This window comes from Natrinema salifodinae (assembly GCF_900110455.1).
Lineage (GTDB): Archaea > Halobacteriota > Halobacteria > Halobacteriales > Natrialbaceae > Natrinema > Natrinema salifodinae.
The window spans coordinates 498,343-523,711 of the sequence record NZ_FOIS01000004.1; the positions used below are offsets into that span (position 1 = coordinate 498,343).

Here is a 25,369-nt window from a genome sequence, read left to right on the forward strand (position 1 = left end):
CGTCGGCGAAATTGCCGCGAGACCGGCGCGAAGCGATCGTACGTCGCCGACCCGTCCGCTACATGAAGTCCTCGATGCCCGACTGCTTGTTCTTGTCGTTCTCGAAGATACTCTCGAGCGACCGCTCGAGCACCTCTAACCGCTGTTTCGTGTATTTTCGGCAGTCGTACTCGTCGGCGACCTGGATCGCCGTCTGCATATACTTGTTGACGGAGCCTTTGTGGACGGTGAGGTTGACGCGGCCCCCGCACTCGCGGCACTCGCCGGTCAGCGGCATCCGGCGGAACTTCTCGCTGCAGTCGAGACACCGCGTCTCCTGTCGGGAGAAGGCCCGAAGGTTGCCGATCAGGTCCGGGAGGAAGTGGTACTCGATGACCCGCTCGGCGACGTCGGTCTCGTCGACGGCCTCGAGCTTGCGGGATAGCTCGAGTTGGGCGTCCATCTTCTCCATCATCGAGCCCAGCGTCTTGTACGCCGAGAGATCAGGCCCCATCGCGATGTCGGTGGTGTCGTGGGTGTGCTCGAAGCCGGTGTACTCGCCGTCGGTGCCGAGCGTGTCCTCCGCGATCTGGACGTCGACCTCGCCGGGATCGGCCTGCTCCCGCGTGGCCTCGTAGAACTCGCGGGGGTACTGCGAGACGATGTCCATGTTGTGGGCCTCGTCGTCGATCTCGGAGGGGTCGATCCGCGAGGACATGACCAGCGGGGCGTCCATCTTCCCCCCGCGCTTGTCCGGCAGGAAAGACTTACTGAAGTTGAGGAGTCCGTCGAGCAGGAGCATGACGCAGTCCTCGTCACCGTCGCAATTGCGCCGTTTCGCTGCGTGAAAGTACGGATGAGCGTATCCCACGGCCGCGCTCGTGAATCCAATCACTCTTCCGACAGTTGCCGCGCTCGTGTGCGGCGCCATCCCGAAGACGAGTTCGCCGACCAGATCGTCCCGCTCGTCGAGTTCGTAGAACGACGCGAGCCCGTAGTACTGCTCCAACAGGTCGTCGATGAAGTCGGCGGTCTGCATCATGTGCTCGGCCGCGCCGTCGGAGAGGACGATGTCCTGCACCTTGAGCTCGACCAGCTGGTCCTCGTGGGTGAGCGGTTCGCCGTGGATATCCTCCTCGTATCCCAGCGCCTGCAGTTGGCCGACGTCGACGTCGAGTTCGCTGGCCCGGACCGACGTCACGGGCAGGTCGGTCATGTCGTATCGGACGGTGCCGTCCTTGAACGCCGACACGTCGTGTTTCGCCCGCAGAACGCCCTTCTCGATAGGTTCGGGTATCTTGTTCGTCGAGGACAGCCCCTTGACGCCTTTCAGGATCTCGAAGGCGTTCTCGCGCTCGCCGACCGACTCCAGAGCGGAGCGGAACTCGTCTTTGACGTCGATCTCGCGGGTCTCGACGCAGGTCCCCTCGCGCTCGCAGCGGTCGCACTCGACGCGGCCCGCGTCGTCGGGTTCGAGCGACTGGTCGCAGTCCGGACAACGGTAGTCGGGGTCGGTCCGCTCGCCGCAGTCGGGACAGCGGTTCTTGAACGTCTCCGTCCCGCAGGCCCCACAGCGCTGGCGGCCGATCTGGAGTTCGACGACGCCAGGCGTGTCCGACATCGTCTCGGCGTGGCTGGCGGCGTCGGCGACGTTGCGCTGGGCGCCGCCGGCCTCGCCGATCGGGAAGAGGGTGTGGACCGGCGGGCTCAGGTCGCGACGCTCGGACTTCTCGGGGCGACCCATCCGGTTGCCGATCCGGGTGGGCGCGCGCTCGCGGACCTCGAAGGGGGCAACCTCGGTGACCGCCTCGATGGCGTTGTCGCCGTCCTCGTCGTGGCCCCAGTTTCGAGCGCGCTCGGAGAGACCGTCGTCGGCCCAGGTGCGCTCGAGTTCGATGGTCGGCTCCCGGCGCTGCTCGTCGGGGTCGGGATCCAACGCGGCGCCGTCGGCGACCGCCTGGCGGGGCTCGCAGCCGACGGTGCGGACGAACGGGCGCCAGGTGTCGATCTCGATTCGGTCCTCGTCCGCGCGCTGGCGGTGTTCGATGACGATCGTCTCGAGGGCGTCGGCGGTGGCGTCGTCGTAGTCGAGAACGAGCGTATCGTCGCCGTCGGAGCCCGTACCCTCGACCCGGCCGTCGGCGACTGCGGCCGCGAGGTCGCAGAAGGCGTCGACCGAGAGATCGTGCCAGAGGTAGGTATACTCGGGGTGGAGCGGTGCGTCGTGCTCCGCGGCCAACTCGAGGGCCATCTCGGGGTCGGGGAACTCGAGGTCGATCCGCGGATCGTCCTCCAGGGCCTGGACGTCAGCCCCTGCGGCTTCGAGGTCCTGGACCCACCACTCGTAGGTGTAGGAGGCGGGCGCGAGCGGGTGGTTGTTCTCGACGAACTCGCCGTAGTTGACCAGGTACTCGCCGAGGTCGAGGATCTTCTCGACGCCGTTTCTGATCTCGAGGGCGTCCTCGGGGTCGTCGATCCGGCGGACGTCGCCGTTGGCGAGTTTGATGGTCGGCCCCTCGATGGAGTCGACGGGGACGACCCCCGCCGCTTTGCCGGGGCGTTCGGTCTTGATCTGGGTACCCGTCGCGAGGAAGTCGTCGACCAGATGCATCGCGGCGGGGTGGACGCCGGCGGTCGCGAACCCGTGGTTGCGCGCGCGACCGTAGCGTAGTCTGAAACCGCCCTCGGCGCAGGGATGAGAGAAGACGGGGCGGCCGGCGATCAGGTCTCGGAGGAACTTCATCGACTCGTCGACGCGCGGGGGGCCCTGCGGTTCGTCGGGGTCGGGCGCGTCGTCCTCCCCGTCAGCGTCGGCCGCGTCCTCGTCGCCGTCGGCGGACTCGTCTCCTTCTTCGTCCGCGCTTTCTTCGTCCGTCTCGTCTTCGTCGTCGGCCGCGTCGTCGTAGTAGGTGCCGTCGATGAGGTCCTGGAGCCACGGCCAGTCGACCTCGTCCAAGTTCCGAGTGTAGCGCTGGATCTTCGGGGCCTTCAGCGCGATCCCCTCCGCGAGGACGAGACACATCCCACCGCGGGCGCTGTTGGTGTCGACCCGCTCTAAGTCGCGGAAGCCGGAGACCTCCTCGTCGCCCGTCGCTTCGCCGTCCAGCATGATCGGCATGTGCTTCGCGATGAACTTCGTCTCCTTGTCCTTCGGCGTGTACTGGAGGCCGGTCTCCTTGTCGTAGAGGGAGACCTCCTCGGCGTAGCGTTCGATTTCCTCCTCGCGGGCGTCGTACTGTTCGATGCCGACGAGCGCGCGGGTGTAGTCGGCGACGAGCACGGACAGCGCCTGGGCGGTCCCGCCCGCGGAGCGGATCGGACCGGCGTAGTAGACGTTGACGAACTCCGTCCCGTCGTCGTTCTCCAAGATCTCGACCTTGTCGATCCCCTCGATGGGCGCGGCGACGACCCCCTCGGTCAACAGGGCGACTGCGGTCCGAACCGCGCCTTCGACCTTGCCGGCTTTCGTCTCGTAATCGCCGACCCGGCCCTCCGCGAAGTCCTCCGCGAGTTCGAGCGCGGCCTCCTCGCGGGACATCTCTCCCTCGAGTTCGCGGACGCGTTCGGCGACGCCGTCGATCCCGAGGATGTTCTCGACGCGGTCGGCCATGTCCTGGGCGACCGGGATCTCGACCTCGGGCACCGGGTCCGCGCCGCGCTCTTTGGCCCGCTCGGCCACGTCGAAGGCCTCGTCGAGTTGCAATTCGAGCCGCTGGAAGTACCGTTCGTCTTCCGACCGCATCTCAGAGCCAGAGGTCCAGTTCGGTCGTCTCGTCGTACTCGCGGTCGAGGGGCTCCTCGAAGACGCGCATGTGGACCTCGCCGGCCCAGACCGTCGCCTCGTTCAGGTGGCCGGCGTACGCGGCCCCCTCGTCGTCCGAGAGGACCACGTGGGTGTGGGCGAACCGCTCGTCATCTAACCACGAGACGTTCCCGACGCAGCTGGCGACCTCGAGAGGCTCGTCGAACTCGACGGGATAGTACTCGCACTCGTCCTGGTCGTAGAACCAGAGTTCGGCGTCCTGAACCGCGCCGAGCGCGGTGAACCAGGCGGCGTCGGCCTCGACCTCGTCGGCGAGCGACTCGATTTCCGCTCGCCAGTCGGCACCGTTCTCGAGACGGGCGACGTACTCGTCCGTGGTCTCGACGGCACGATAGTTCATACGAGTGGTCTGTGTCCGGCCGGAAGAAAAATACCACGGGTCGGTTTCGAGCGTGCCGCCGTGGCGGTAGTGCACAGAACCGTCCATCGATGGACACGTGCCGACCCGGAGCGGCCGGTATTCTGCGTATTATCCGTTAGTAACTTCCGATTTGCACGCCTTACTCTGTTGATACCAAAATGGGTTCGATGATACCATCTACCAGGATGGTATCGAACCAGATTCAGTTACAGCGACGCCGGCTGCTCGCGTCGGGCGCCGCCGTCACTGCGGCGGCGATCGCAGGGTGCATCGGTGGGGGAGGATCCGGGGACGGGGAGACGTTTCACTTCACGCAGGAGCAGTCCCGCGAGGAGAACTTCGATCCCGTCATCTCGAACGACGCCTACAGTTTTCAGGTGATCAACCTGGTCTTCGACGGCCTCTACGAGTTCGACGAGGGGTTAGAACTCCAGCCGAAGATCGCGACGGGCGAGCCGACCGTCGAGCGCGACGGGACCAGGTACATCTTCGAAATCCAGGAAGGGGTGGAGTTCCACAACGGCGACGAGGTGACCGCGTCGGACGTCGCGCACTCGTTTACCGCGCCCGTCGAGGAGGAGACGGAGAACGCTCCCGAGTACGACATGATCGAGAGCACCGAGGTCGTCGACGACTACCAACTGCAGGTCGACCTCGGCGAGGACCCCTACGGGCCGTTCGAACTCCAGACGATGGCCGTGACGGTCGTCCCCGAGGCGGTGCGGACCGAGGACCGCGACGCGTTCAACACGGATCCGGTCGGCACCGGCCCATTCGAGTTCGCCGACCTCCAGGAGAACGAGTACGTCGAAATCGAGCGGTGGGACGACTACTGGGACGACCTGGAGCCGAACCTCGAGCGGGTCCGCTTCGAGGCCCACGACGACGAGGCGGGTCGTGTCTCCGACATTCGGGCCGAGAACACCGACGCCATGGCCGGGATCCCGAACGACGACTGGGACGTTCTCGAGGGGGAGGACGGGGTCAATCTCCACTCGGCCGAGAGTCCGAGCTTCATGTACATGGCGTTCAACTGCAACGAGGGGCCGACGACCAACCCGGAGGTGCGACGGGCGATCGCCCACTCGTTCTCGCTCGATGACTTCATCGAGTCCAACGCCGCGAACGTCACTTCGCCGATGTACAGCCCGATCCCGCCGGTCGTCAACGAGGTCTGGGAGTTCCCCGAGGAGGAGTACCAGGAGCTGCTGCCGGAGTACGACCCCGACGAGGCCCAGTCGCTGCTCGACGAGCACGCGCCCGACGACTTCACGCCGACGATCATCACGCCGGAGGGGATCCGTGCGCAACTCGCCGAGCGAGTCGCCACCAGGCTCGACGAGATCGGCTACGGGGCCGACGTGCAGGTGCTGGACTTCGCGACCCTGGTCGATACGTACACCACCGGAAGCGCCGACGACTACCAGATGTACCTGCTGGGCTGGACCGGCGGCCCCGACCCGGACTTCTACCTCTACTCGCTGTTCCACGAGAGCCAGGCGGAGATCAATCAGGGCCACTTCTACGAGGGCAGCGACGGGTTCCACGACGCGATCGTCGAGGGGCGCAACTCGGCCGATCAGGAGGAGCGGTACGACATCTACGAGCCTGTGATCCGGGAGATCGTCGAGCAACTGCCCGTGTTGCCCGCGTTCACGGAGGATAACACGATGGCCTCGCGCGACTACGTCGAGGACTTGCAGGCGCATCCGGAGGTCACCAACAATCCGCCGCTCATCACGGACTACACGAACGTATCGATGGAGTGAGACGGAAACGGAACCGGGAGCGGAGACACCCACCGGTTTCCGCCGTCGACGCTCGGACGACGGCGACGAGACGACCGACACCGATCGACTCGTGGACCCATGAAACTACTCAAGTACACGATATACAGGCTCCTGCAGGCGATCCCCGTCCTGATCGGGATCTCGATCATCACGTTCCTGCTCGCGAACCTGGGCCCGGGCGACCCCGTCAGCCTCATGCTCCAGGGCCAGGAGCACGACGAGGAGCTGATCAGGATGATCGAACGGCGCTACGGGCTCGACAGGCCGCTCCACGAGCGATACGTGACGTACATGACCGGCCTGTTACAGGGCGATCTCGGCCAGAGCATCCACCACCAGCGGCCGGTCGCGGCCCTGATCGTCGAGCGGCTCGGCCCGACCCTGTTGCTGGTCGTGTCGGCGTACGCGTTCGCGCTCGCGACGGCCATCCCCCTCGGGATCGTCGCCGCCAACAAGCGCAACGAACCGACCGATCACGTCTCGCGGATCGCCGCGCTCGTCGGCGTCAGCACCCCGTCGTTCTGGATCGGGATCGTCCTGATCCTGATCTTCGCGGTCAAACTCGGCTGGCTCCCCTCGAGCGGGCTCATCTACCCCTGGCGGCCGCCCGAGTCCTATCGAGGGATCGACGGGCACCTCGAACTGTACTACCAGTCGCTCAGACACCTGCTGTTGCCGATGATCGCGCTGGGAACCCTCCAGATGGCGACGATCATGCGCGTCGAGCGCACCCAGATGATCGAGTCGCTCCAGGGCGAGTACGTCAAACTGGCCCGCGCGTACGGCGTGCCCGAGCGGACGATCCTGCGAAAGCACGCCTTCCAGGTCGCACAGCTGCCGATCATCACCATCGTCGGCCTCAACCTGTCGACGGCGATCGGGGGCGCGGTGCTGGTCGAGACGGTGTTCAACATCAACGGCATGGGTCGGCTGTTCGTCAACGCGATCTCCCAGAACGACTACCAACTCGTGATGGGCGTCACGATGATGCTCGGCCTCCTGTTCGTGGTCGGGGTCATCGTCACCGACATCTCGTACGCGTACGTCGACCCGCGCGTCACCTACGGAGACCGTGACTAACCATGGCAGTCGGCGAATCACAACTCGAGAGCGGCACCGACTCGACGACCGAGGACGACGAGGTCGAAGCCCGCGTCGGCTGGCAGTACACCGTCGCGCGGATCAAACAAGACACGACGGCCCGCTGGGGGCTGTACATCGTCTCGTTCGTGCTGTTCGTCGCGATCTACGCCGTCGTCGACAGCAATCTCTCCCTGCTCACGTTCGGGCTCCTGTCGGACTTTACGTTCGCCAGGCTGCTCCCGATCTTCGACCACCCTACGCACATCCCGCCGCCTGGCGAGGGGCGACAGCACCTGCCGCCGTACTTCCCGCTGGCCGAGCAGTCGTGGAATCCGCTGCCGGCGGGCGGCACGCTCGACCATCCGCTCGGGACCGACCATACCGGACGGGACTACTTCACCAGGATCGTCTACGGCACGCAGGTGTCGGTGTTCGTCGGGATCGTCTCGACGGTCATCGGCCTGGCCGGCGGGACGATCGTCGGCGCCGTCGCGGGCTACTACGGCGGCCGGGTCGACGACGTCCTGATGCGGGTCGTCGAGACGGTCTACGCGATCCCGCCGCTGATCCTCATCATCGTCTTCACCGTCTTCGTCGGCGGTGCGAACATCTGGTACGCGGTGCTTGGCGTCGGGATCGCGTTCGTCCCCGTCTTCGCCCGGATCATCCGAAGCCGGGTCCTGAGCGTTCGCGAGATGGACTACATCGAGGCGGCCCGCGCGGCCGGCGTGCGGGACCGCGAGATCATCATGCGACACGTCGTCCCGAACAGCTTCGCGCCGGTGCTGGTGTACGCGACGCTCCAGATCGGCGTAACGATCCTCATCGTCGCCGGGCTCTCGTTCCTCGGGTACGGCGCGCAGCCGCCGACCCCCGACTGGGGCCAGATGCTCAACGTCTCCCACGGCTACATGCACTCGAACGTCTGGCTCTCGATCTGGCCCGGCCTGGCGATCATGATCACCATCATGGGCTTCAACCTGTTCGGCGACGGCCTGCAGGACGCCCTCGACCCCCGAATCGAAGACTAATCCATGAGCTCCGAACCACTCCTTCGCGTCGAGAACCTCAAAACGCAGTTCTTCACCGAGGCAGGAACAGTGCGCGCGGTCGACGGCATCTCCTTCGAAGTCCGCGAGGGCGAGATCGTCGGCCTGGTCGGCGAGAGCGGCGCGGGCAAGAGCGTCGCGTCGATGAGCCTGCTGCGGCTCGTCGAGAGCCCGGGCGAGATCGTCGCCGGCGAGATCACCTACAAGGGCGAGACCATCTTCGGCCTCGAGGAGGGTCCCGACGGCGAGTTACGGAAGCGCGACGACATGCTCTCGAACGAGGAGATCCGCACCCGGATTCGCGGCAACGAGATCGCCGTCATCTTTCAGGACCCGATGGAGTCGCTCAACCCCGTCTTCACCGTCGGCGGCCAACTGCGCGAGTTCATCGAACTCAACCGCGGGCTGCCCGAGGACGAGGCCCGCGAGGAGGCGATCGAAATGCTCCGTGAAGTGGGGATTCCGGATCCCGAGCAGCGCTACGAGGAGTATCCCCACCAGTTCTCCGGCGGGATGCGCCAGCGCGTGCTCATCGCGATGGCCTTAGCCTGCGAGCCTAGCCTCATCATCGCCGACGAGCCGACGACGGCCCTGGACGTCACCGTCGAGGGCCAGATCATCGATCTCGTGGACGAACTCCAGGAGCGGTACGGGACGAGCTTCATCTGGGTCACCCACGATCTGGGCGTCGTTGCGGAGATCTGCGACCGGGTGAACGTGATGTACCTCGGCGAGATCGTCGAGCAGGCGCCCGTCGACGACCTGTTCTACGACACCAACCATCCCTACACGAACGCCTTGCTCGACTCGATTCCACGGCCCGACCGGACCGTCGAGGACCTCGAGCCGATCGAGGGGGTGATGCCGGAGGCGATCAACCCGCCACCCGGCTGTCGGTTCCACCCGCGCTGTCCCCACGCTCGAGAGGTCTGCAAGCGGGTCCATCCCGAGTCGAAGGTCGTCGCCGACGCCGACGGCGAGCCCCACCGAGCGGCCTGCGTGAAACACGACGCCTTCGACGTCGGCTACGACGAGAGCCCGCCGCTCGAGGGGACCGAGGGGGACGACGAACCCGAGTCGGAACTCGCGGCGAACCCGGCCGCCGACGCAACCGACGGCGCCGACGGCGGAGGTGACCGGCGTGAGTAGCGGCATCCGCCTGGGCGACGACGACGGGTACGCCGGGGACGGTCCGCTGCTCGAACTCGACGGCGTGACGAAGTACTTCTCCCAGGAGTCGGGGCTATTCGCGGGCCTGCAGTACGACCCGGATCGGTTTCCGCCGTTCACCGTCGACCCGGGACTCGTGAAGGCGGTCGACGACGTCTCGCTCGAGATCCGACCAGGCGAGACGCTCGGCCTGGTCGGCGAGTCCGGCTGCGGCAAGAGCACGCTCGGGCGGACGATCCTGCGGCTGCTCGAACCGACCGAGGGGGACATCTACTTCAAGGGCGAGAATCTGGCCGACCTCGACGGGGAGGAGCTTCGGCGGACGCGTTCGGACATGCAGATGATCTTTCAGGACCCCCAGTCGTCGCTCGATCCGCGGATGAAGGTCGGCCAGATCGTCGAGGAACCGATGCGGGCCCACGGGATGCTCGACGACGAGGGGCGGGAGGCCCGCGCGAAGAACCTCCTCGAGAAGGTGGGGCTCGACCCGCGCCACTACAACCGGTACCCCCACGCCTTCTCCGGCGGCCAGCGCCAGCGGATCAACCTGGCGCGGGCGCTGTCGGTCGATCCCGACTTCGTCGTCTGCGACGAACCCGTCTCCGCGCTGGACGTCTCCATCCAGGCGCAGGTGCTGAACACGATGGAACGGCTCCAGGAGGAGTTCGGACTCACCTACCTCTTCATCGCCCACGACCTCTCGGTGATCCGCCACATCAGCGACCGCGTGGCGGTGATGTACCTCGGCCACATCGTCGAACTCGCCGACAAGGAGGAGCTGTTCGAGAACCCCCAGCACCCCTACACCCGCGCGCTGCTCGACTCGATACCGGTTCCCGATCCCCGACGGAGCGACGCCCGCGGCGTTCTGGAGGGCGAGGTGCCGAGCCCGGCCGATCCGCCCTCCGGCTGCCGGTTCCGGACGCGGTGTCCCCGCCTGATCGCCCCCGACCAGTACGAGTGGACCGACGAGGAGTGGGCCCAGACGCGAGCGTTCATGCGAGCGGTCAAACGGCGGACGTTCGAACCGATGCCGGCCGCCGAGATTCAGGCCGAGTTCTTCGACGGCGCGCTTCCGCGAGGCCAGGCGGGCTCGATCGTCGAGGAAGCGATCGAACTCGTTGCGACCGACGGCGGGGCCGGTCGCGAGGCCGACGACGAATCCGAGCGCTGGGCGGCGGCGACCGACCTCCTGCTCGAGTCCTTCGCCGAGGAGAGCGTCTGTGCGCGCGAGCGGCCGGCCTACGAACTCGAGACCGAGTACGGGGAGGGAGAGCGGACGCACTTCGCGGCGTGCCATCTTCATCGGTGACGGGAGCGGCGGAGCGGCGATTCGATAAGCGAGGGCGAAGGAGGGCGGAACCAAATCGACGGAGAGCGCCATCTTCGCCGGCCCTGACGTTTTTACATACGGACCGGTCGATGACCGACGAGAAATAATGAGATCGTGCGACTCGTTCACTAATCTTCGAACGGAGATTATCCAACACGATCGTTCATCGTAAAAATGCTTAAGGTGATGACGCCATTATTAACTCGTGTATGAGTAAGATACTCGCCATCCTCGCAGCGCACACGAAATTCGGCGCGAAGGTACAGCGAACGATCGAGCACTCGCCCTCGTTCTCGGGCGTGCAGACGAGCGAAACCGGCCGTCCCGACACGCAGGCACCGGCGGGCGGCATCCTGACTGGATAAGTCGGACGGAGCGCCACCGAGAATGCACGACGCACACCGGTTCCGCACCGCGGGAACCGAGACCACACGGCGAGTTGCGGACGACCGACGATTTCTCTCCCGGGAGCGACGATCCGTCGCTCTCGGTCACACGTCTCTTTCGACGCGATAGCGACGCCCTCAGCGGATCGTAATCGTCGTCGAGTCGCCGGGCCGAGCCCGATTCTCGCGCGTCGCGACGAACGCTCGGATCTCGTGATCGCCTGGTTCCGGAAGCACGGACTCCCGTCTGTCACCGGACCGAACGCGCTCGAAGCGCCCGTTCCACGTCACCGAGACGCGCTTTCGCTCGCCGCCGCGGAAGCCGAACGAGGCGGGCCGCTCCCGGGTGTACCGGCGCTCGTCGCTGGCTTCGAGTTCGCCGTCGACGCTCCAGCCCCACCGGCGCTGACGGGGCGTCGGGAGTTCGACCGGAACGGGGAGCCGATTCGCGAACTCGACGGTGATTTCGACCGGGTCGTCGCGCTCGTAGACGTCCCGATCGGTCGCGACGGAGACGGTGACCGCCCGGCGCGCGACCGCCGGCGGGACCAGGCCCGCGAGGAACGTGACAACGGAGCGCCGCGAGCCGTCGCCGTCGAATCCGAACGCGTCGACGTCGCTCGCGTCCCGTCGGCGTCGAGAACCGCGCATGAGCGACACGAACGGCGCGGACGCCAAAACGGTACGGGTCGGTCGCGGCACAGTACAGCGCGCGGAGTCGGGCGCGACCGTTCGCGACCGAACGGAGCGAAACCCGCGACGCCGCGCGAAAATCCGAATCCCCACCCCCAGTTATCGCCAGGCCGGCAGCGTCGGCGCGTCGTCAGCCTCCATCGACAACCAGGCGCCGTCGGCGGAGATATCTGCGATGACGTACTCGTCGCTCGCGGCCGTGGAATCGATCGAACCGACGATGGTATCGTCGGACGGCATGGCGTGGGGGTTCGTCGCCATGTATGTGACTGTCACTCAAGTGCATATAAAGTCATCGAATCGAACTGTCCGATAATGATACCGATCGGAAATCGGACGCGTACCGGCGTATGAAACACTGGGTTTATACTCATTTTCGCCGTACCGACGGGATATGAACGTGGCCGACGCGATGACGCCCCGCGAAGACGTGGTGACCGTCGAACTGCCGGGCACTCGGACCGACGTGCTCGAGTACCTGCAGGAGCGGCCGTTCTCCTCGGTCCCGGTCGTCAAGGAGATCGACGAGGGGCTCGAGTACCGCGGCCTGGTCTCGCGAGAGTCCCTGATCGAACAGCCGGACGAGGACCAACTCGTCATGCTGATGGAAGAGGAGGTCCCGACGACGACCGCCGGGACGAGCCTCGAGGACGTCGCGCGCACGATGGTCGAGGAGGGCGCGCGTCGCGTCCCCGTCGTCGACGGCGAGTTCGAGGGCATCGTCACGGTGACCGACGTGATCCACGCGATCGCGGCGGGCGATCAGGAAACCGAGGGCACCGTCGAGGGCTACGCCAGCGAGAACGTGAACACGACCTACGAGGGGACGCCCCTGACCGTCGCCGAGCGCGAACTCTCGTACGCGAACGTCCCCTACACCGTCGCGCTGGGCGACGGCGGGCGGATGAGCGGCGTCCTGACGGAGGTCGACATCATCGACGTCGCCCGGATCGTCGAGGGCGAGGAGGAGACGGGCGACAACTTCGCCGACCAGGACGACGACTGGTCCTGGGAGGGGATCAAGGCCGTCGGAAGCCGCTATCTCCCCACGCGGGACATCGAGATCCCGACGGGCCCGGTCCGGGAGTTCATGAGCGACGACATCGTCACCGCGTCGGCCGACACGTCGCTGCAGGAAGCCGCACAGCGGATGATCAACCACGACATCGAGCAGATCCCGATGGTGACGGGCGAACAGCTCGTCGGCATCATCTGTGACGTCGATCTTCTGGAGGCACTCTATGAGTGAGCAAGAACATGCGGACGCGAGCCCGGACGAATCGACGAGCGAAAAACTGACCGAACTGGCCAAGCGGCGGGGTTACTTCTTCCAGTCGAGCGGCGCCTACGGCGGCGTCGGCGGCTTCTATACCTTCGGTCCCCAGGGCGCGGCCCTGAAGGGCAACGTCGAGGACGACTGGCGCGAGCGCTTCGCCGTCGCCGAGGGCAACATGGAGATCGACGCGCCGACGATCATGCCCGAGCCTGTCTTCGAGGCGTCGGGCCACCTCGACGGCTTCGACGACATGCTCGTCGAATGTCCGGAGTGCGGCGAGAGCCACCGCGCGGACCACGTCGTCGAGGACGAGACGGAGTACGAGGACGCCGAGAGCCTCCCCATTCCGGAAGTGGAGGAGGTCATCGCCGAGTACGAACTCGTCTGTCCGAACTGCGGCGCGGGCCTGGCCGGCCAGGCCGTCGAGGCCTTTAACCTCATGTTCGCGACGAACATCGGCCCCGGCGACTCCCAGCCGGGTTACCTGCGCCCGGAGACAGCACAGGGCATCTTCGTCGAGTTCCCGCGGCTGAAGGAGTACGCGCGCAACCAGCTGCCCTTCGGCGTGACCCAGATCGGCCGCGCCTACCGCAACGAGATCAGCCCGCGGCGCTCGATCATCCGGACCCGGGAGTTCACCCAGGCCGAACTCGAGTACTTCATCGACCCCGAGGCCGACGAGCCGGACCTCTCGGGCGTCGAGGACGTCGAGGTGACCCTCTACCCGGCGAACGAGCAGCAGGCAGAGGACGGCGCGGAGATCGAGACGACGATCGGCGAGGCTGTCGACGAGGGCGTCATCACCAGTCCGTGGGTCGCGTACTTCCTCGGCGTCGCCAAGCCGTGGTACGACGCGGTCGGCGTCGACATGGACCGGTTTCGGTTCCGCCAGCACCTCTCGGGCGAGCGGGCCCACTACGCCAGCGACTGCTGGGACGCCGAAAGCGAGATCGACGGCAACTGGATCGAGATGGCCGGCTTCGCCCACCGCGGCGACTACGACCTCTCGAAGCACGGCGATCACTCCGGCGATCGGTTCACGATCTTCAAGCAGTACGACGAACCTAAGACCGTCGAGCGCGCCACGGTCGACCCCGACATGAGCTACCTCGGTCCCGAGTTCGGCGGCGACGCTCAGACCGTCGTCCAGAAGCTCGAGGACCTGGCGGCCCGCGATCGCTCGGCCTTCGACGGTGACGCCGTCGCGGTCGATCTCGAGGGCGAGACTAACGAGATCCCCGTCGAGAAGACCGGCTTCGCGGTCGAGGAACAGACTGAGGCCGGCGAGCACATTACGCCCCACGTGATCGAGCCTTCCTTCGGCGTCGACCGCCTGGTCTACACCGTCCTCCACCACGCCTACCGCGAGGACGAGGTCGACGGCGAGGAGCGGACCTACCTCGAACTCGAGCCGGAGGTCGCGCCGACCTTCGTCGGCGTCTTCCCGCTGCAAAGCGACGACGACCTCGAGACCGAAGCGCAGGAGATCGCCGCCGACCTGCGCGAGGCGGGCCTGTCGGTCACCTACGACGACTCGGGCAACATCGGCCGGCGCTACCGCCGCCAGGACGAGGTCGGCACGCCGTTCTGCGTGACCGTCGACTACGAGAGCGTAGACGATCAGGCCGTGACCGTCCGCGAGCGCGACACGACCGCCCAGAAGCGCCTGCCAATCGACGACCTCCCCGAGACGCTGTCGGCGCTGCGCGCCGGCGACATCGCGTTCGACGACCTCGAAGAGTAGGCCACGGACGGCCCCGACCCCGCGGATCTTTTATATAATATATAGCGCTCGGGAGAACTAACCGACGGACTGAAGGTCACATCCCCCGAGGCTCGACGTGATGGCCGACGAACTGAAGCGGCGACTCGTCCACGCCAGCGGCTCGGGCCTGGTCGCGCTCTATCTGCTCGCCGACGCTCTCGATCTCGGGCTGACCTGGGGCCGGTTTCGGGTCCTCATGATCGTTCTCGCAGCCGGGGCGCTCGTCCTCGAGTTCATCCGGTTGCAGATCGGCCTCGACTGGCGGCTCTACGACGTGCTCACTCGCGAGTACGAGCAGGACAACCCCGCCGCCTACGCGCTCTACCTGATCAGCATGGCCGCCGTCGTGGTCGCCTTCGAACCGGATATCGCGCTTCCCGCAATGTTGATGCTCGCGCTCGGCGACCCGATTAGCGGCACGGTCTCGGACAACACGCTCCAGCGGATCAAGTCGCCGAAAGTGCTGATCACGATGTTCCTCGTCTCGACGGTGATCGCAATCCCGTTCCTTCCGCTGGCGGCGGCGCTGGTCGCCGCCCTCGGCGCGACGATCGCCGACGGCGTCACCCTCGAGATCCGCAGCTACATCGTCGACGACAACCTGACGATCCCGATCTACGCCGCCGTCCTGGCGTACCTGGTTCTCGAGTTCGCGCCGGCGTGACCGCGTCCGGCGCCCGCCTCCGCGGTCGGGATGCGACGGAGCGGTTCTGTGCGCCGTGCTGGCCGAGCGAAGATGGCGAGCGCCCACTCAGGCGTTCAGTCGCCAGAGTTCGAAATTGAGCACCGCCGCGAAGGTGATCCACGCGAGATACGGCACGAGGAGCGCCGCGGCGCGGCGATCGACCCGACGGAAGGCGACGACAGTTGCCGCGACGAGGAGCCAGAGGACGATGACAATCCCGAGCGCGAGCAACGGCGCCTCGAGCGCGAAGAATGCCGGCGTCCAGGCGACGTTGAACAGCATCTGGACGGCGAACAGTCCCAGCGCCAGGCGGCGGCCGTCGGCGTCGCTTCGCCAGGCGAGCCACAGCGCGATCCCGAGCAGGGTAAAGAGCAGCGTCCAGACGACCGGGAACGCGAGGTCGGGCGGGTAGAACCACGGTTTCTCGAGCGCGCGGAATCACGGCGTATCGGGTGAGGCGACGGCGCTGGGCGCCGCGCCGACGAGGTTGACGAGGGCGACGAACCCGATCGCGGTGAGGATCGACCCGGCGTCCGGTCGGCGGTCGGTGAGCGTTCCGGTTTCCATACCGCCGATAGGACGCCAGCGGACTTATACCGGTGACCGCCGGGCGCGAACGAACTGCCCGGAGCCGCGCAAACGCGATCGATCGGCCGCCCGTCCGACGTTTCACTTTCACCGCGATACGCGAACCCTTATTCACAGCCGGGATGAACGCCCCGTAATGGCAGCGACGGACGAGGACGCGGAGCCGCCGTCTATCGAGCATCCGCTACTCGAACCCGACTTTCTCGAGCGACGACTCTACCAGCTGAAACTCGCGGGCACGGCCGCGAACGACCACACCCTCGTCTGTCTCCCCACCGGGCTGGGGAAGACGACGGTCAGCCTGCTGGTCACCGCACGCCGGCTCGAGGAGGCCGGCGGGAAGTCGCTGATGCTCGCCCCGACGAAGCCCCTCGTCCAGCAGCACGCGGACTTCTACCGGGAGGCACTGCAGATCCCCGACGAGGAGATCGTCGTCTTCACCGGCGACGTCAGCCCCGACGAGCGGGCCGCCCTCTGGGAGGAGTCGACCGTGGTGATGGCCACCCCGCAGGTGATCGAGAACGACCTGGTCGGGAGCCGGATCTCGCTATCCGACGTCACCCACTGCACCTTCGACGAGTGCCATCGCGCGACCGGCGACTACGCCTACAACTACATCGCCGAGCGCTACCACGAAGACGCTCGCGAGCCGCTCGTGACCGGCATGAGCGCCTCGCCCGGCGGCGACGAGGAGGCCATCCTCGAAGTCTGCGAGAACCTCGGCATTCACGAGGTCGAGGTGATGACCGAGGAGGACGCCGACGTCGACGAGTTCACCCACGACACCGAGGTCGAGTGGGAGCGCATCGACCTCCCCGAGGAAGTCCTCGAGATCCGGGACGCGTTAAACGACGTCATCAAGGAACGCCTCGAGAAGCTCAAAGAGTTGGGCGTGGCGAGTTCGACCCAACCCGACCAGTCCCAGAAGGACCTGAACCGGATGCGGGCCGAACTCCAGCAGCTGATCAACAACGACCAGTCCGAGGGGTTCGAGGGGATGTCGATCCACGCCGAGGTGATGAAGCTCCGCCAGGCCGTCACGCTCGTCGAGACCCAGAGCGTCGAAGCGGTCCGGCGATACTTCGAGCGCCAGCGCAACCAGGCGCGCTCCTCGGGCGCGTCGAAGGCGAGCCAGCGGATGGTCTCGGACCCGCGGGTCCGCGAGGCGATGCGGAAGGCCGAGAACTTCGACGAGATTCATCCCAAGTACCGCAAGACCAGGATGCTGCTCGCCGAGACGCTCGGGCTCGAGGGCGGCGAGCGCGTGATCGTCTTCACGGAGTCGCGGGACACGGCCGAGGCGCTGACGGACTTCCTCGCGGAGAGCGTCGACGCGAAGCGGTTCGTCGGTCAGGGCGACCGCGAGGGCTCCGACGGGATGACCCAGAAAGAACAGCAGGAGGTCTTAGACGAATTCCGCGCCGGGGAGTTCGAGGTGCTCGTCTCGACGTCGGTCGCCGAGGAGGGACTAGACGTACCCGAGGTCGACCTGGTGCTGTTCTACGAGCCGGTCCCGACCGCGATTCGCTCGATCCAGCGGAAGGGCCGGACGGGACGCCAGTCTGAGGGTCGAGTCGTCGTCCTCATGGCCGAGGACACCCGCGACGAGGCCTACTTCTGGATCTCCCGGCGCCGCGAGAAGGAGATGGAGTCGGAGCTACGCGACTTGAAGGGGATGGCCGACGACCTCGAGGAAGAACTGGACGACTCCCAGCAGTCGCTGGCGGACTTCGAGGGCGAGGACGCCGACGGGAAGCGCGACGTGAAAGTGAACGAGAAAGGCGCCGATTCCGGTGACGTCGGCGATTCCTCCAGTGGAAGTGAAGGGGGTTCGACACGGTCGGGACTGCGTGACTTTACCGAATCGGAGACGGACGAGGACGGGGACGGAGACGAGAACGCGCCAGGCGACGAACCGACTGCGGGCGGAGACGACGACGCGGGCACGGATGGGGACGGGAGCAGCGACACTGAGTCCGTCGAGACCCACGAACCCCACGCCGAGGGCGAGGCCGTCGAGATCGTCGCCGACCAGCGGGAGATGGACGCCAACATCGCCCGCGACCTCTCGCGGCGCGAGGAGATGGAGGTTCGCCTCGAGACGCTCGACGTCGGCGACTACATCTGCTCGGACCGCGTCGTCGTCGAGCGCAAGTCCGTCGCTGACTTCGTCGACTCCCTGGTCGGCGGCGACCGGTCGATCTTCGACCAGGTCGGTGCGATGGCCCGCCACTACTCGCGGCCGATCGTGATCGTCGAGGGAGACGGACTGTACGAACAGCGAGACATTCACCCGAACGCGGTCCGCGGGGCGCTCTCGAGCCTCGCGGTCGACTTCGGCGCGAGCGTGCTGCGGACCGAGAGCGAGGCCGACACGACCGACCTCCTGGCGGTGATCGCCGGCCGGGAACAGGACCTCTCGGACAGGGAGGTGTCGGTCCACGGCGAGAAGGGCAGCAAGACCTTGAGCGAACAGCAGGAGTACGTCGTCGCCTCGATCGCCGAAATCGGTCCCGTCACCGCGCGCTCGTTGCTCGAGGAGTTCGGGACGGTCGAAGCCGTAATGATCGCGACCGAAGACGAGTTGCAGGACGCCGACGGCGTCGGGCAGGTGACCGCCGAGCGGATCCGGGACGTCGTCGGGAGCGACTACGCTGGATAGGTCGCTCCCGGTCCCATGTCGGGAGTCGATCGTGACGGTCCCAGTTCTCAGCGAAGCGTCGACAGCGTCTCGCCAGCCTCGCGGGCCGCTTCGAGACACTCCTTCGCGTAGCGCGGATCGTCCGTCGCGGCGGCTTCTTCGGCGAACTTCTCGAGGGTCCGGACGAGCGCGTCGCGGGCGGTCTCGAGGTCGCCGTCGACCGACGGCGGACTCGACGCGGGGGCGCGACGAGCGGAACGTACGGACCCGCTGTCGGACGAGTCCGACCCGGCGGTCGGCTGTGCTGCCGTCGAGCGCGGCTGCCGATCGACGGTCGAGTCGCTCGACGCGTTCGCGTCGGCCCGCGAGGGGGTCCCTCGCTCCTCGTTTCGCTGGCCGGTCGCCGAGGTGGGATCGGTCGTCGGCTCGACGTCGATTTCGGAGCCCGCCTGGCCGGCGTCCCCCGATCCGGACCCGGACCCGGACTCGGCCTCGGTGACAGCCGTGGAGTCGGTCGGTATGTCGGGATCGGCCTGGTCGGCGGTCTCAGCGGCGGCGTCGACACCATCGTCGGCCGTCGCGCCCGCCCCCGCTTCCCCGTCCTCGGCCGGCTGGGCCTCGAGATCGGTGCCCTCGACGGCATCGGGGTTGCCGTGACAGCTGGGACAGAAGGTGGTGCCGTCCATCTGGAACAGCGGATCGCCGCAGGTGCCGCAGTGGGCGTTGGTCATCGTCGCGCCCTTGAGCAGCAGATCGCTCATCCGCTGGGTCGCCTGGCGCTCTTCCTTGTCGCGTTCGTACTTCTCGCGGAGTTTCTCGCGCTCGGCTTCCTTGTCGAAGTCGCTCATGTCCATCTAGAGGTGTCGGCCCGTCGAAAAAGCTACGACAGCGGCGGCTCGTGATGCGGGTCGGTCGCGACTACGTCTCGTCGGCCGCCTCGACCGCGTCGACGGCCGCTTCGGGCGTCTCGACGACCCGAACGCCGGGCACGTCGTGCGTGCCGAGGCCGACGACGGGTCGCTCGAAGATCTGCGCGAAGCCGATCTCCGAGAGGGTCCCCGCGCTGCCCGCTAGCGCGATCACGGCGTCACCGTTCAGCGGAACGAGGGCGTTCCTGGCGTGGCCCATCCCGGTCGCGATCGGGACGTCGACGTAGTCGTTGGCCGCCTCGCGGCGCTCGCCGGGTAGAATGCCGATCGTCGTTCCGCCCTCGGCCTTCGCGCCGCGGCAGACCGCTTCCATCGTCCCGCCGCGGCCGCCGCAGACGACCGTGTGACCGCGAGCGCCGAGTTCGCGACCGACCGCCTCGGCGCGGGCCGCCTGGTCGTCGGTGATCGTGCCGCCGCCGATGACGCTGACGCGCATATCGGAACGTCAACGGCGCCGGCTATGGGCGGTTCGATATCGGCGCGAATCGGTGGGGTCGGGTCGCGGTAGTCCGGCTCACGGTCTCACCGTTCGACGATCGTCGACACCAACATCGTCAAACCGTCTGAAGCGGGTGGTTTCGACGGATTTAACGCGGGGGCAGGTGCACATTTACGTGGTATGACGAAAGTTAGCGTGGTCGGCGCGGCCGGCACGGTCGGGGCCGCCGCAGGCTACAATATCGCGCTTCGGGACATCGCTGACGAACTCGTCTTCGTCGATATTCCGGACAAGGAAGACGACACGATCGGCCAGGCCGCCGACGCCAACCACGGCGCGGCCTACGACTCGAACACGACGATCCGGCAGGGCGGCTACGAGGACACCGCGGGCTCGGACGTCGTCGTCATCACGGCCGGCATCCCGCGCCAGCCTGGCCAGACGCGGATCGACCTGGCGGGCGACAACGCGCCCATCATGGAGGACATCGGTTCCTCGATCGCCGAGCACAACGATGACTTCATCACCGTCACGACGTCGAACCCCGTCGACCTGCTCAACCGTCACCTCTACGAGTCGGGCGACCGGGCCCGAGAGAAAGTGATCGGCTTCGGCGGCCGGCTCGACTCCGCCCGGTTCCGCTACGTCATCTCCGAGCGCTTCGACGCGCCGGTCAAGAACGTCGAGGCGACGATCCTCGGCGAGCACGGCGACGCCCAGGTTCCCGTCTTCTCGAAGGTCCGCGTCAACGGCCGAGACCTCGAGTTCGACGAGGACGAGAAGGAGGAACTGCTCGAGGAGCTCCAGACCTCGGCGATGAACGTCATCGAGAAGAAAGGCGCGACCCAGTGGGGGCCGGCGACCGGCGTCGGGCACATGGTCGAGGCCATCCTGCGCGACACGGGCGAAGTGCTGCCCGCGAGCGTCACGCTCGAGGGCGAGTACGGCCACGAGGACACCGCCTTCGGCGTTCCCGTCAAGCTCGGCGCGAACGGCGTCGAGGAGATCGTCGAGTGGGACCTGACCGAGTTCGAGCGCAACCAGCTCGGCGAGGCCGCCGAGAAGCTCTCGGACCAGTACGACGAAATCGCGTAGTCGAGTCCGTCGTTCCGGTTTTTTCGCAGTCAACAGTCCAGGGGGTCGGTTCGCACTCGCCGACGGGTCTCGATCCGGTCGCGCGTCGACCGTCCAGCGCTCGACCCCCGGAGTGCGTCGCTATCCTTCGAGCAACCGAATCAGCGGCAGTAGAACGATGTCCGTGCGGCTGAGACGCAGGGGAGAGTCCGAACAAACGAGGATCTCTCAGCAGTTCCTCACGGGATCAGCTGTTCGCCGTCGTCGTCGTAGATTTTGATCGCGTCGACAGGGCAGGTCCGGGCGGCGAACTTTGCGTCGAGTTCCGCGTCCTCGGGCACCTCACGGACGAAGATCCCGTCCTCGACCTCCTCGCTGTCCGCGAGGTCGGCCTTCCCCGTCGACTTGTTCTCCTCGAAGGCGTCCCATTCGGCGACGCACTGGAACATCCCGATACAGGTGTCCTCGTCGAATTCGACTTTCATGGGCGGGGATTAGGTCGATCTCCGTAAATCGTTAGCGGTCGTTCGATCCGTGAACCACCGGTCTCGTCTCGCGCGCCGGTGTTTCCACTTCGAATACGAGGACGCGGCCGGGACGCCGTGGACGGTGAGCACCGTCGCGCCGTCCGACGCCCGCTACAGGGCGGTCCCGACGCGGTCGGAGGGGAAACGAAGACGAAGCCGCGGTGCTGCGAGCCGGCGAGGCGGTCTAGACGTCGTGGACCGAGTGGGGCGCCTCGCGACGGCGACCGGCCCGCGTCGCCGGGGACGGAGCCTCGCCCTCGAGAACAGCGAGGACGTCCCGATAATCGACGACGCCGTTTCCGTCGACGTCGAGCGCGTCAGTCACGTCGTCGGTGACGGGACCCACGTACTCGAGGGCGAGCGCGGCGTCGCGACGGCCCTTCGGACCGTTCCTGACGATCTCGCGCTCCCAGGCGCCCCGGTCGTCCTCGGAGACGTCGGCCAGGCGGCCGAACAGCACGAGCGCGGCGACGGTTACCGAGAGGTCGGTGTGGTGGACCCAGCCGTCGAACGGCTCGACGTCGGGACCGGCGGCCATGACCGTCTGGGCCGGGCCGGTGTGGACGTCCGAGGCCCACGCGACGCCGAGGTGCTCCGAGAGGACCGCCCCTAACTCGTTCGAGAGCGCGTAGGGGTCGTCGGCACCCACGACGTCCTCGATGCGCGCGACGTCCTCGTCGGTGAGGTCGACGTCGACGCGTTCCTCGACCGCGTCGCGAACCGGGACGCCGTCCTCGATGGTCTCGGCGATGGCCGCGTTGCTCGCCCGCGCGTTCCGGATCGCCTCGACGTCGATCGGCGATCCGTAGTCGCTGCCGGTCGCCAGGCCGCCCGTCTCGTGGTCGGAGGCGACGACGACGAGCGTGTCGTCGCGGTCTTCGACGTAGTCGAGCACCCAGGAGACGACCTCGTCGAACTCCTCGGTCTCGGCGACCGTCGTCTGGACGTCGTTGCCGTGTTCGGCGTGATCGATGCGGCCACCCTCGACCATCAGGAAGAAGCCGTCGTCGTTCGCCTCCAGACGGTCGACCGCGGCGGCGGTCATCTCGGGCAGCGAGGGAATCGACTCGTCGCGGTCGAGCGTGTAGGGGACGTGGCCGTCGGCGAACAGGCCAAGCAGCCTGTCGCCGCTTGCCGACTCGAGGTCGCTCGCGTCGAACAGCATTTCGTAGCCCGCGTCCCGCATCCGGTCGAGCAGGTCGTCGTCGAACTCGCGGCGGCCGCCGCCCATGAGCACGTCGACGTCGCTCTCGGCGTACTGTTCGGCGATCGCCCCCTCCATCCCGCGGTCGGGGACGTGCGAGGCGAAGGCGGCGGGCGTGGCGTGGGTGATCCGCGTCGTCGAGACCAGGCCGGTCGCCTTGCCCCGCGCCTGCGCGAGTTCGAGCTGGGTCAGCAACGGCAGCGGATCGTCGTCGTCCGCGTCACCGCGGACCGAGAGCTGCCCGTTGTACGCCTTGTGGCCGGTCGCGAGCGCTGTTCCGGCCGCCGCGGAGTCGGTCACCTCGCCGCTGCGAGAGTTCGTCCGCGTGTAGCCGACGCCGGTCATCGACTGCAGCGACAGGTCGCCGCAGACGACCGACGTGACTTCGATCGGATCGAACCCCATCCCGTCGCCGATCAGGAAGATTACGTTCTCGACGTCGCCTCCCCGGCGACCGGCGTTCGATTGCGCGCCGGTCGCGCCGAGCAGTCCGGTCGCACCCAGAGCCGTGACGAATTGCCGTCGTCGCATAGCGCGTTCGAAGCCCCCACGAACTCGCTTATTATTTTTTATGTCGGTTGTTGATAAATCACTGAACGAATCGGGACAGGGAATACTAATCGATGGAGCCGCTGCGAACGAGACGGTACCGGGCCGGGCGATCACGGGGCGCTCGAGCGATTCGCGGGCCCGAGACGTTTTTCCAGTCGGTCGTGGAACGAGCGGGTACGAGACCGAATGGTCGCACCGTCGTCCGCGATACTCATCGGGACCGCCGTTCTCACCTGTCTGTTCATGGCGTGGGTCCTCGGCGCGAACAGCAACTCGCCGCCGTTCGCCCCCGCGATCGGTGCGAACGCGATCTCGACGATGCGGGCGGCGTTCGTCATCGGGGTGCTCGCGGCCGCGGGCGCGCTCATGCAGGGCGGGAGCATCTCCGAGACCGTCGGCGCGGCCCTCATCGACGGCGTCGCGATCACGCCGCTCGCGGCCACCGCGGGTCTGCTGACGGCGGCGACCTTCATGGCGATCGGCATCTACACGCGGTATCCGATCCCGGCCGCGTTCGCGACGACCGGCGCGATGGTCGGCGTCGGGCTCTCGCTGGGCGGCGAGCCGGCGATGGCCACCTACCGGCGACTCGCCATCTTCTGGGCACTGGTGCCGATCATGTCCGGCGGCCTGGCGTACGCGACGGCGACGATCCTGCGACGCGACGACGTCCCGGAGACGCTCGGGGTTCCGCTGTTGGCCGGCGTCGTCGGCGCGATCGTCGCCAACGTCCGGCTCGGGGTGATCCCCGATCCGACAGCCGATCAGGGGACCCTCGCGAGCTTCGTCGCCAGGCAGTTCGGCGGCGGGCCGACCGTCGCTGCCGGGGTCGATCTCGGCACCGTTCTCGTGACAATCGGTGCCGGGGCCCTCGTCTTCTCGTGGGTTCGCAAGCGCGTTCTCGTCTCCGTCGAGTCGGGGATCCGCTCGTTCCTGCTCGTGCTCGGCAGTATCGTCGCCTTCTCCTCGGGGGGCTCGCAGGTCGGGCTCGCGACCGGCCCGCTCGAGAACCTCTTTCGTACCCAGCTCGGGTTACCCGGAATCGTCCTGCTCGGGCTCGGGTCAGTCGGCATCCTCGCGGGCGCCTGGATGGGAGCGCCGCGGCTGTTGCAGGCGACCTCCCGTGAGTACGCCCAACTCGGCGTGCGGCGATCGATCGCGGCGCTGGTACCGGGCTTTATCATCGCGCAGTTGGCTATCGCACTCGGCATCCCCATCTCGCTCAACAACATCGTCCTCTCGGGAGTCATCGGCGGCGGCCTGGCCGGGGGCTCGGCCGGCGTCTCGCGGCGCAAGATCGGCGTCACGATCGCCTTCTGGCTGCTGACCCTCGGGAGTTCGGTCCTCGTCGGCTACGGACTGTACCGACTGCTCGCGACGGCGATCGGCGGCTGACCCGTGCGAGCGTCCTACTCGAGCACCGTCACCGGCCGCGTGGTGCGTTCGACCACCGTGGCCGCGATGCCGCGACCGAGAAACCGCCTGACGAATCCCGTCGACCCGGATCCGGGCCCCGATCCGGAGCCGTACATCACGACGTGGTCGAACCCCTCTTCGGACGCGTATCGTGGGACGACGTTCCCGGGCCGGCCCTCGACCGTCTCGATCCGGACGCGGTCCGCCGCCGTCGACTCAGGGACCGACTCGAGCAGTTCGGTCGCGCTGTCTCGCGCCTGATCAGTCCGGACCTCGCTTCGCTCGAGGACGCTGCCCTCGCTGAGCGGCGCGTCCAGCGGCGTCACGACGGTCAGCAGGGTGACGTCGGCGTCGGGAAACGTCTCGAGGGCGTACGCGAGGGCCTCGTCCTCGCGCGGGCGGCCGAGCGTGGGGACGAGGACGTGGTCGGGATCCGAGTCGGCCATACGCCGTCTTCGGTCGCCGGCGGCATCGGTCTACCGACGCGCACACGCCACGTCGCTCGATCGGCTCGCGACGACAGGGTATCGAGAGCGCGTGATCTCTGCGCAGCCGACGATTCGAACCGGTATATTGACAGGTCGTACCGCGCGTACACCGCCGTGT

Annotated in this window: 21 protein-coding genes and 1 pseudogene; 12 read left to right on the forward strand and 10 right to left on the reverse strand. The window is 67.1% G+C overall.

The window, feature by feature from the left end:
- Positions 1–58 precede the first annotated feature (58 nt).
- Both BMY29_RS16740 and BMY29_RS16745 read right to left on the reverse strand, forming a co-directional pair.
- On the reverse strand, positions 59–3,721 hold the full coding sequence (locus BMY29_RS16740; protein ID WP_049990721.1) for a DNA polymerase II large subunit: 3,663 nt from the start codon (positions 3,719–3,721) through the stop codon (positions 59–61).
- A 1-nt stretch (position 3,722) separates the two neighbouring features.
- Positions 3,723–4,142 carry a PPC domain-containing DNA-binding protein gene (locus BMY29_RS16745; RefSeq protein ID WP_049990720.1) on the reverse strand — a complete coding sequence of 140 codons (420 nt, stop codon included), beginning with the start codon at positions 4,140–4,142 and terminating at the stop codon, positions 3,723–3,725.
- A gap of 206 nt (positions 4,143–4,348) precedes the next feature.
- Between BMY29_RS16745 and BMY29_RS16750 the strand changes: the two genes are divergently transcribed.
- The 6 genes from BMY29_RS16750 (at position 4,349) to BMY29_RS21240 (ending at position 10,953) form a co-directional block, all read left to right on the forward strand.
- Positions 4,349–5,932, forward strand: coding sequence for an ABC transporter substrate-binding protein (locus BMY29_RS16750; protein ID WP_049990719.1), 1,584 nt, complete (start codon positions 4,349–4,351; stop codon positions 5,930–5,932).
- Between the two features lie 99 nt (positions 5,933–6,031).
- Positions 6,032–7,033 (forward strand): ABC transporter permease, encoded by a 1,002-nt coding sequence (locus BMY29_RS16755; RefSeq protein WP_049990718.1) that lies wholly within the window; start codon positions 6,032–6,034, stop codon positions 7,031–7,033.
- 2 nt (positions 7,034–7,035) lie between these two features.
- Complete coding sequence (locus tag BMY29_RS16760; RefSeq protein ID WP_049990717.1) at positions 7,036–8,067, forward strand: ABC transporter permease; 1,032 nt, start codon at positions 7,036–7,038, stop codon at positions 8,065–8,067.
- A 3-nt stretch (positions 8,068–8,070) separates the two neighbouring features.
- Complete coding sequence (locus tag BMY29_RS16765; protein ID WP_049990716.1) at positions 8,071–9,234, forward strand: ABC transporter ATP-binding protein; 1,164 nt, start codon at positions 8,071–8,073, stop codon at positions 9,232–9,234.
- Entirely contained in the window at positions 9,227–10,567 is a 1,341-nt protein-coding gene (locus tag BMY29_RS16770) for an ABC transporter ATP-binding protein (protein ID WP_049990753.1), read from the forward strand. The genes BMY29_RS16765 and BMY29_RS16770 overlap by 8 nt, the downstream gene beginning before the upstream one ends.
- A 230-nt stretch (positions 10,568–10,797) precedes the next feature.
- Positions 10,798–10,953 carry a hypothetical protein gene (locus BMY29_RS21240; protein WP_173424918.1) on the forward strand — a complete coding sequence of 52 codons (156 nt, stop codon included), beginning with the start codon at positions 10,798–10,800 and terminating at the stop codon, positions 10,951–10,953.
- 159 nt (positions 10,954–11,112) lie between these two features.
- On the opposite strand, the gene BMY29_RS16775 is transcribed toward BMY29_RS21240, so the two are convergent.
- A complete protein-coding gene (locus BMY29_RS16775) occupies positions 11,113–11,625 on the reverse strand; it encodes a DUF7974 family protein (RefSeq protein WP_049990715.1) in 513 nt (170 codons plus the stop codon).
- A gap of 141 nt (positions 11,626–11,766) precedes the next feature.
- Entirely contained in the window at positions 11,767–11,928 is a 162-nt protein-coding gene (locus BMY29_RS21245; protein ID WP_173424917.1) for a DUF7556 family protein, read from the reverse strand.
- A gap of 133 nt (positions 11,929–12,061) precedes the next feature.
- Between BMY29_RS21245 and BMY29_RS16780 the strand changes: the two genes are divergently transcribed.
- The 3 genes from BMY29_RS16780 (at position 12,062) to BMY29_RS16790 (ending at position 15,372) form a co-directional block, all read left to right on the forward strand.
- A complete protein-coding gene (locus tag BMY29_RS16780; RefSeq protein WP_049990714.1) occupies positions 12,062–12,916 on the forward strand; it encodes a CBS domain-containing protein in 855 nt (284 codons plus the stop codon).
- Complete coding sequence (glyS, locus tag BMY29_RS16785; protein ID WP_049990713.1) at positions 12,909–14,687, forward strand: glycine--tRNA ligase; 1,779 nt, start codon at positions 12,909–12,911, stop codon at positions 14,685–14,687. Before BMY29_RS16780 ends, glyS begins: the two co-directional genes overlap by 8 nt.
- A 100-nt stretch (positions 14,688–14,787) precedes the next feature.
- The gene (locus tag BMY29_RS16790) at positions 14,788–15,372 is read left to right on the forward strand and encodes a diacylglycerol/polyprenol kinase family protein (RefSeq protein WP_049990712.1); all 585 of its coding nucleotides are present in this window, start codon (positions 14,788–14,790) and stop codon (positions 15,370–15,372) included.
- 87 nt (positions 15,373–15,459) lie between these two features.
- Here the strand turns inward: BMY29_RS16790 and BMY29_RS16795 are convergent.
- Positions 15,460–15,960, reverse strand: a pseudogene (locus BMY29_RS16795) (TspO/MBR family protein).
- A 157-nt stretch (positions 15,961–16,117) separates the two neighbouring features.
- Between BMY29_RS16795 and BMY29_RS16800 the strand changes: the two are divergent.
- Entirely contained in the window at positions 16,118–18,643 is a 2,526-nt protein-coding gene (locus BMY29_RS16800; protein WP_049990711.1) for a DEAD/DEAH box helicase, read from the forward strand.
- 47 nt (positions 18,644–18,690) lie between these two features.
- Here BMY29_RS16800 and BMY29_RS16805 read toward each other — a convergent pair whose 3' ends face one another.
- Both BMY29_RS16805 and BMY29_RS16810 read right to left on the reverse strand, forming a co-directional pair.
- Positions 18,691–19,470, reverse strand: coding sequence for an Sjogren's syndrome/scleroderma autoantigen 1 family protein (locus BMY29_RS16805; protein ID WP_049990752.1), 780 nt, complete (start codon positions 19,468–19,470; stop codon positions 18,691–18,693).
- A 70-nt stretch (positions 19,471–19,540) separates the two neighbouring features.
- Positions 19,541–19,987: a TIGR00725 family protein gene (locus BMY29_RS16810; RefSeq protein ID WP_049990710.1), complete on the reverse strand. Its 447-nt coding sequence runs from the start codon at positions 19,985–19,987 to the stop codon at positions 19,541–19,543.
- Between the two features lie 183 nt (positions 19,988–20,170).
- Here BMY29_RS16810 and mdh point away from each other — a divergent pair, with 183 nt between their 5' ends.
- Positions 20,171–21,085: a malate dehydrogenase gene (gene mdh / locus BMY29_RS16815; protein ID WP_049990709.1), complete on the forward strand. Its 915-nt coding sequence runs from the start codon at positions 20,171–20,173 to the stop codon at positions 21,083–21,085.
- A 218-nt stretch (positions 21,086–21,303) separates the two neighbouring features.
- Here mdh and BMY29_RS16820 read toward each other — a convergent pair whose 3' ends face one another.
- Both BMY29_RS16820 and BMY29_RS16825 read right to left on the reverse strand, forming a co-directional pair.
- Positions 21,304–21,549 carry a ferredoxin gene (locus BMY29_RS16820; protein ID WP_049990708.1) on the reverse strand — a complete coding sequence of 82 codons (246 nt, stop codon included), beginning with the start codon at positions 21,547–21,549 and terminating at the stop codon, positions 21,304–21,306.
- A gap of 226 nt (positions 21,550–21,775) precedes the next feature.
- On the reverse strand, positions 21,776–23,326 hold the full coding sequence (locus tag BMY29_RS16825; RefSeq protein ID WP_049990707.1) for an alkaline phosphatase: 1,551 nt from the start codon (positions 23,324–23,326) through the stop codon (positions 21,776–21,778).
- 207 nt (positions 23,327–23,533) lie between these two features.
- On the opposite strand from BMY29_RS16825, the gene BMY29_RS16830 reads away from it, so the two are divergent.
- Positions 23,534–24,742 (forward strand): inorganic phosphate transporter, encoded by a 1,209-nt coding sequence (locus tag BMY29_RS16830; RefSeq protein WP_049990706.1) that lies wholly within the window; start codon positions 23,534–23,536, stop codon positions 24,740–24,742.
- Positions 24,743–24,756: 14 nt separating this feature from the next.
- On the opposite strand, the gene BMY29_RS16835 is transcribed toward BMY29_RS16830, so the two are convergent.
- The gene (locus tag BMY29_RS16835; RefSeq protein ID WP_049990705.1) at positions 24,757–25,209 is read right to left on the reverse strand and encodes a universal stress protein; all 453 of its coding nucleotides are present in this window, start codon (positions 25,207–25,209) and stop codon (positions 24,757–24,759) included.
- Positions 25,210–25,369: the final 160 nt, after the last annotated feature.

Excerpts from the sequence above, each read along its gene's own strand:
- BMY29_RS16740 (WP_049990721.1), bottom strand. The coding sequence starts at position 3,721 with ATGCGGTCGGAAGACGAACGGTACTTCCAGCGGCTCGAATTGCAACTC.
- BMY29_RS16745 (WP_049990720.1), bottom strand. The coding sequence starts at position 4,142 with ATGAACTATCGTGCCGTCGAGACCACGGACGAGTACGTCGCCCGTCTC.
- BMY29_RS16750 (WP_049990719.1), top strand. The coding sequence starts at position 4,349 with ATGGTATCGAACCAGATTCAGTTACAGCGACGCCGGCTGCTCGCGTCG.
- BMY29_RS16755 (WP_049990718.1), top strand. The coding sequence starts at position 6,032 with ATGAAACTACTCAAGTACACGATATACAGGCTCCTGCAGGCGATCCCC.
- BMY29_RS16760 (WP_049990717.1), top strand. The coding sequence starts at position 7,036 with ATGGCAGTCGGCGAATCACAACTCGAGAGCGGCACCGACTCGACGACC.
- BMY29_RS16765 (WP_049990716.1), top strand. The coding sequence starts at position 8,071 with ATGAGCTCCGAACCACTCCTTCGCGTCGAGAACCTCAAAACGCAGTTC.
- BMY29_RS21240 (WP_173424918.1), top strand. The coding sequence starts at position 10,798 with ATGAGTAAGATACTCGCCATCCTCGCAGCGCACACGAAATTCGGCGCG.
- BMY29_RS16775 (WP_049990715.1), bottom strand. The coding sequence starts at position 11,625 with ATGCGCGGTTCTCGACGCCGACGGGACGCGAGCGACGTCGACGCGTTC.
- BMY29_RS21245 (WP_173424917.1), bottom strand. The coding sequence starts at position 11,928 with ATGGCGACGAACCCCCACGCCATGCCGTCCGACGATACCATCGTCGGT.
- BMY29_RS16780 (WP_049990714.1), top strand. The coding sequence starts at position 12,062 with ATGAACGTGGCCGACGCGATGACGCCCCGCGAAGACGTGGTGACCGTC.
- glyS (WP_049990713.1), top strand. The coding sequence starts at position 12,909 with ATGAGTGAGCAAGAACATGCGGACGCGAGCCCGGACGAATCGACGAGC.
- BMY29_RS16790 (WP_049990712.1), top strand. The coding sequence starts at position 14,788 with ATGGCCGACGAACTGAAGCGGCGACTCGTCCACGCCAGCGGCTCGGGC.
- BMY29_RS16800 (WP_049990711.1), top strand. The coding sequence starts at position 16,118 with ATGGCAGCGACGGACGAGGACGCGGAGCCGCCGTCTATCGAGCATCCG.
- BMY29_RS16805 (WP_049990752.1), bottom strand. The coding sequence starts at position 19,470 with ATGAGCGACTTCGACAAGGAAGCCGAGCGCGAGAAACTCCGCGAGAAG.
- BMY29_RS16810 (WP_049990710.1), bottom strand. The coding sequence starts at position 19,987 with ATGCGCGTCAGCGTCATCGGCGGCGGCACGATCACCGACGACCAGGCG.
- mdh (WP_049990709.1), top strand. The coding sequence starts at position 20,171 with ATGACGAAAGTTAGCGTGGTCGGCGCGGCCGGCACGGTCGGGGCCGCC.
- BMY29_RS16820 (WP_049990708.1), bottom strand. The coding sequence starts at position 21,549 with ATGAAAGTCGAATTCGACGAGGACACCTGTATCGGGATGTTCCAGTGC.
- BMY29_RS16825 (WP_049990707.1), bottom strand. The coding sequence starts at position 23,326 with ATGCGACGACGGCAATTCGTCACGGCTCTGGGTGCGACCGGACTGCTC.
- BMY29_RS16830 (WP_049990706.1), top strand. The coding sequence starts at position 23,534 with ATGGTCGCACCGTCGTCCGCGATACTCATCGGGACCGCCGTTCTCACC.
- BMY29_RS16835 (WP_049990705.1), bottom strand. The coding sequence starts at position 25,209 with ATGGCCGACTCGGATCCCGACCACGTCCTCGTCCCCACGCTCGGCCGC.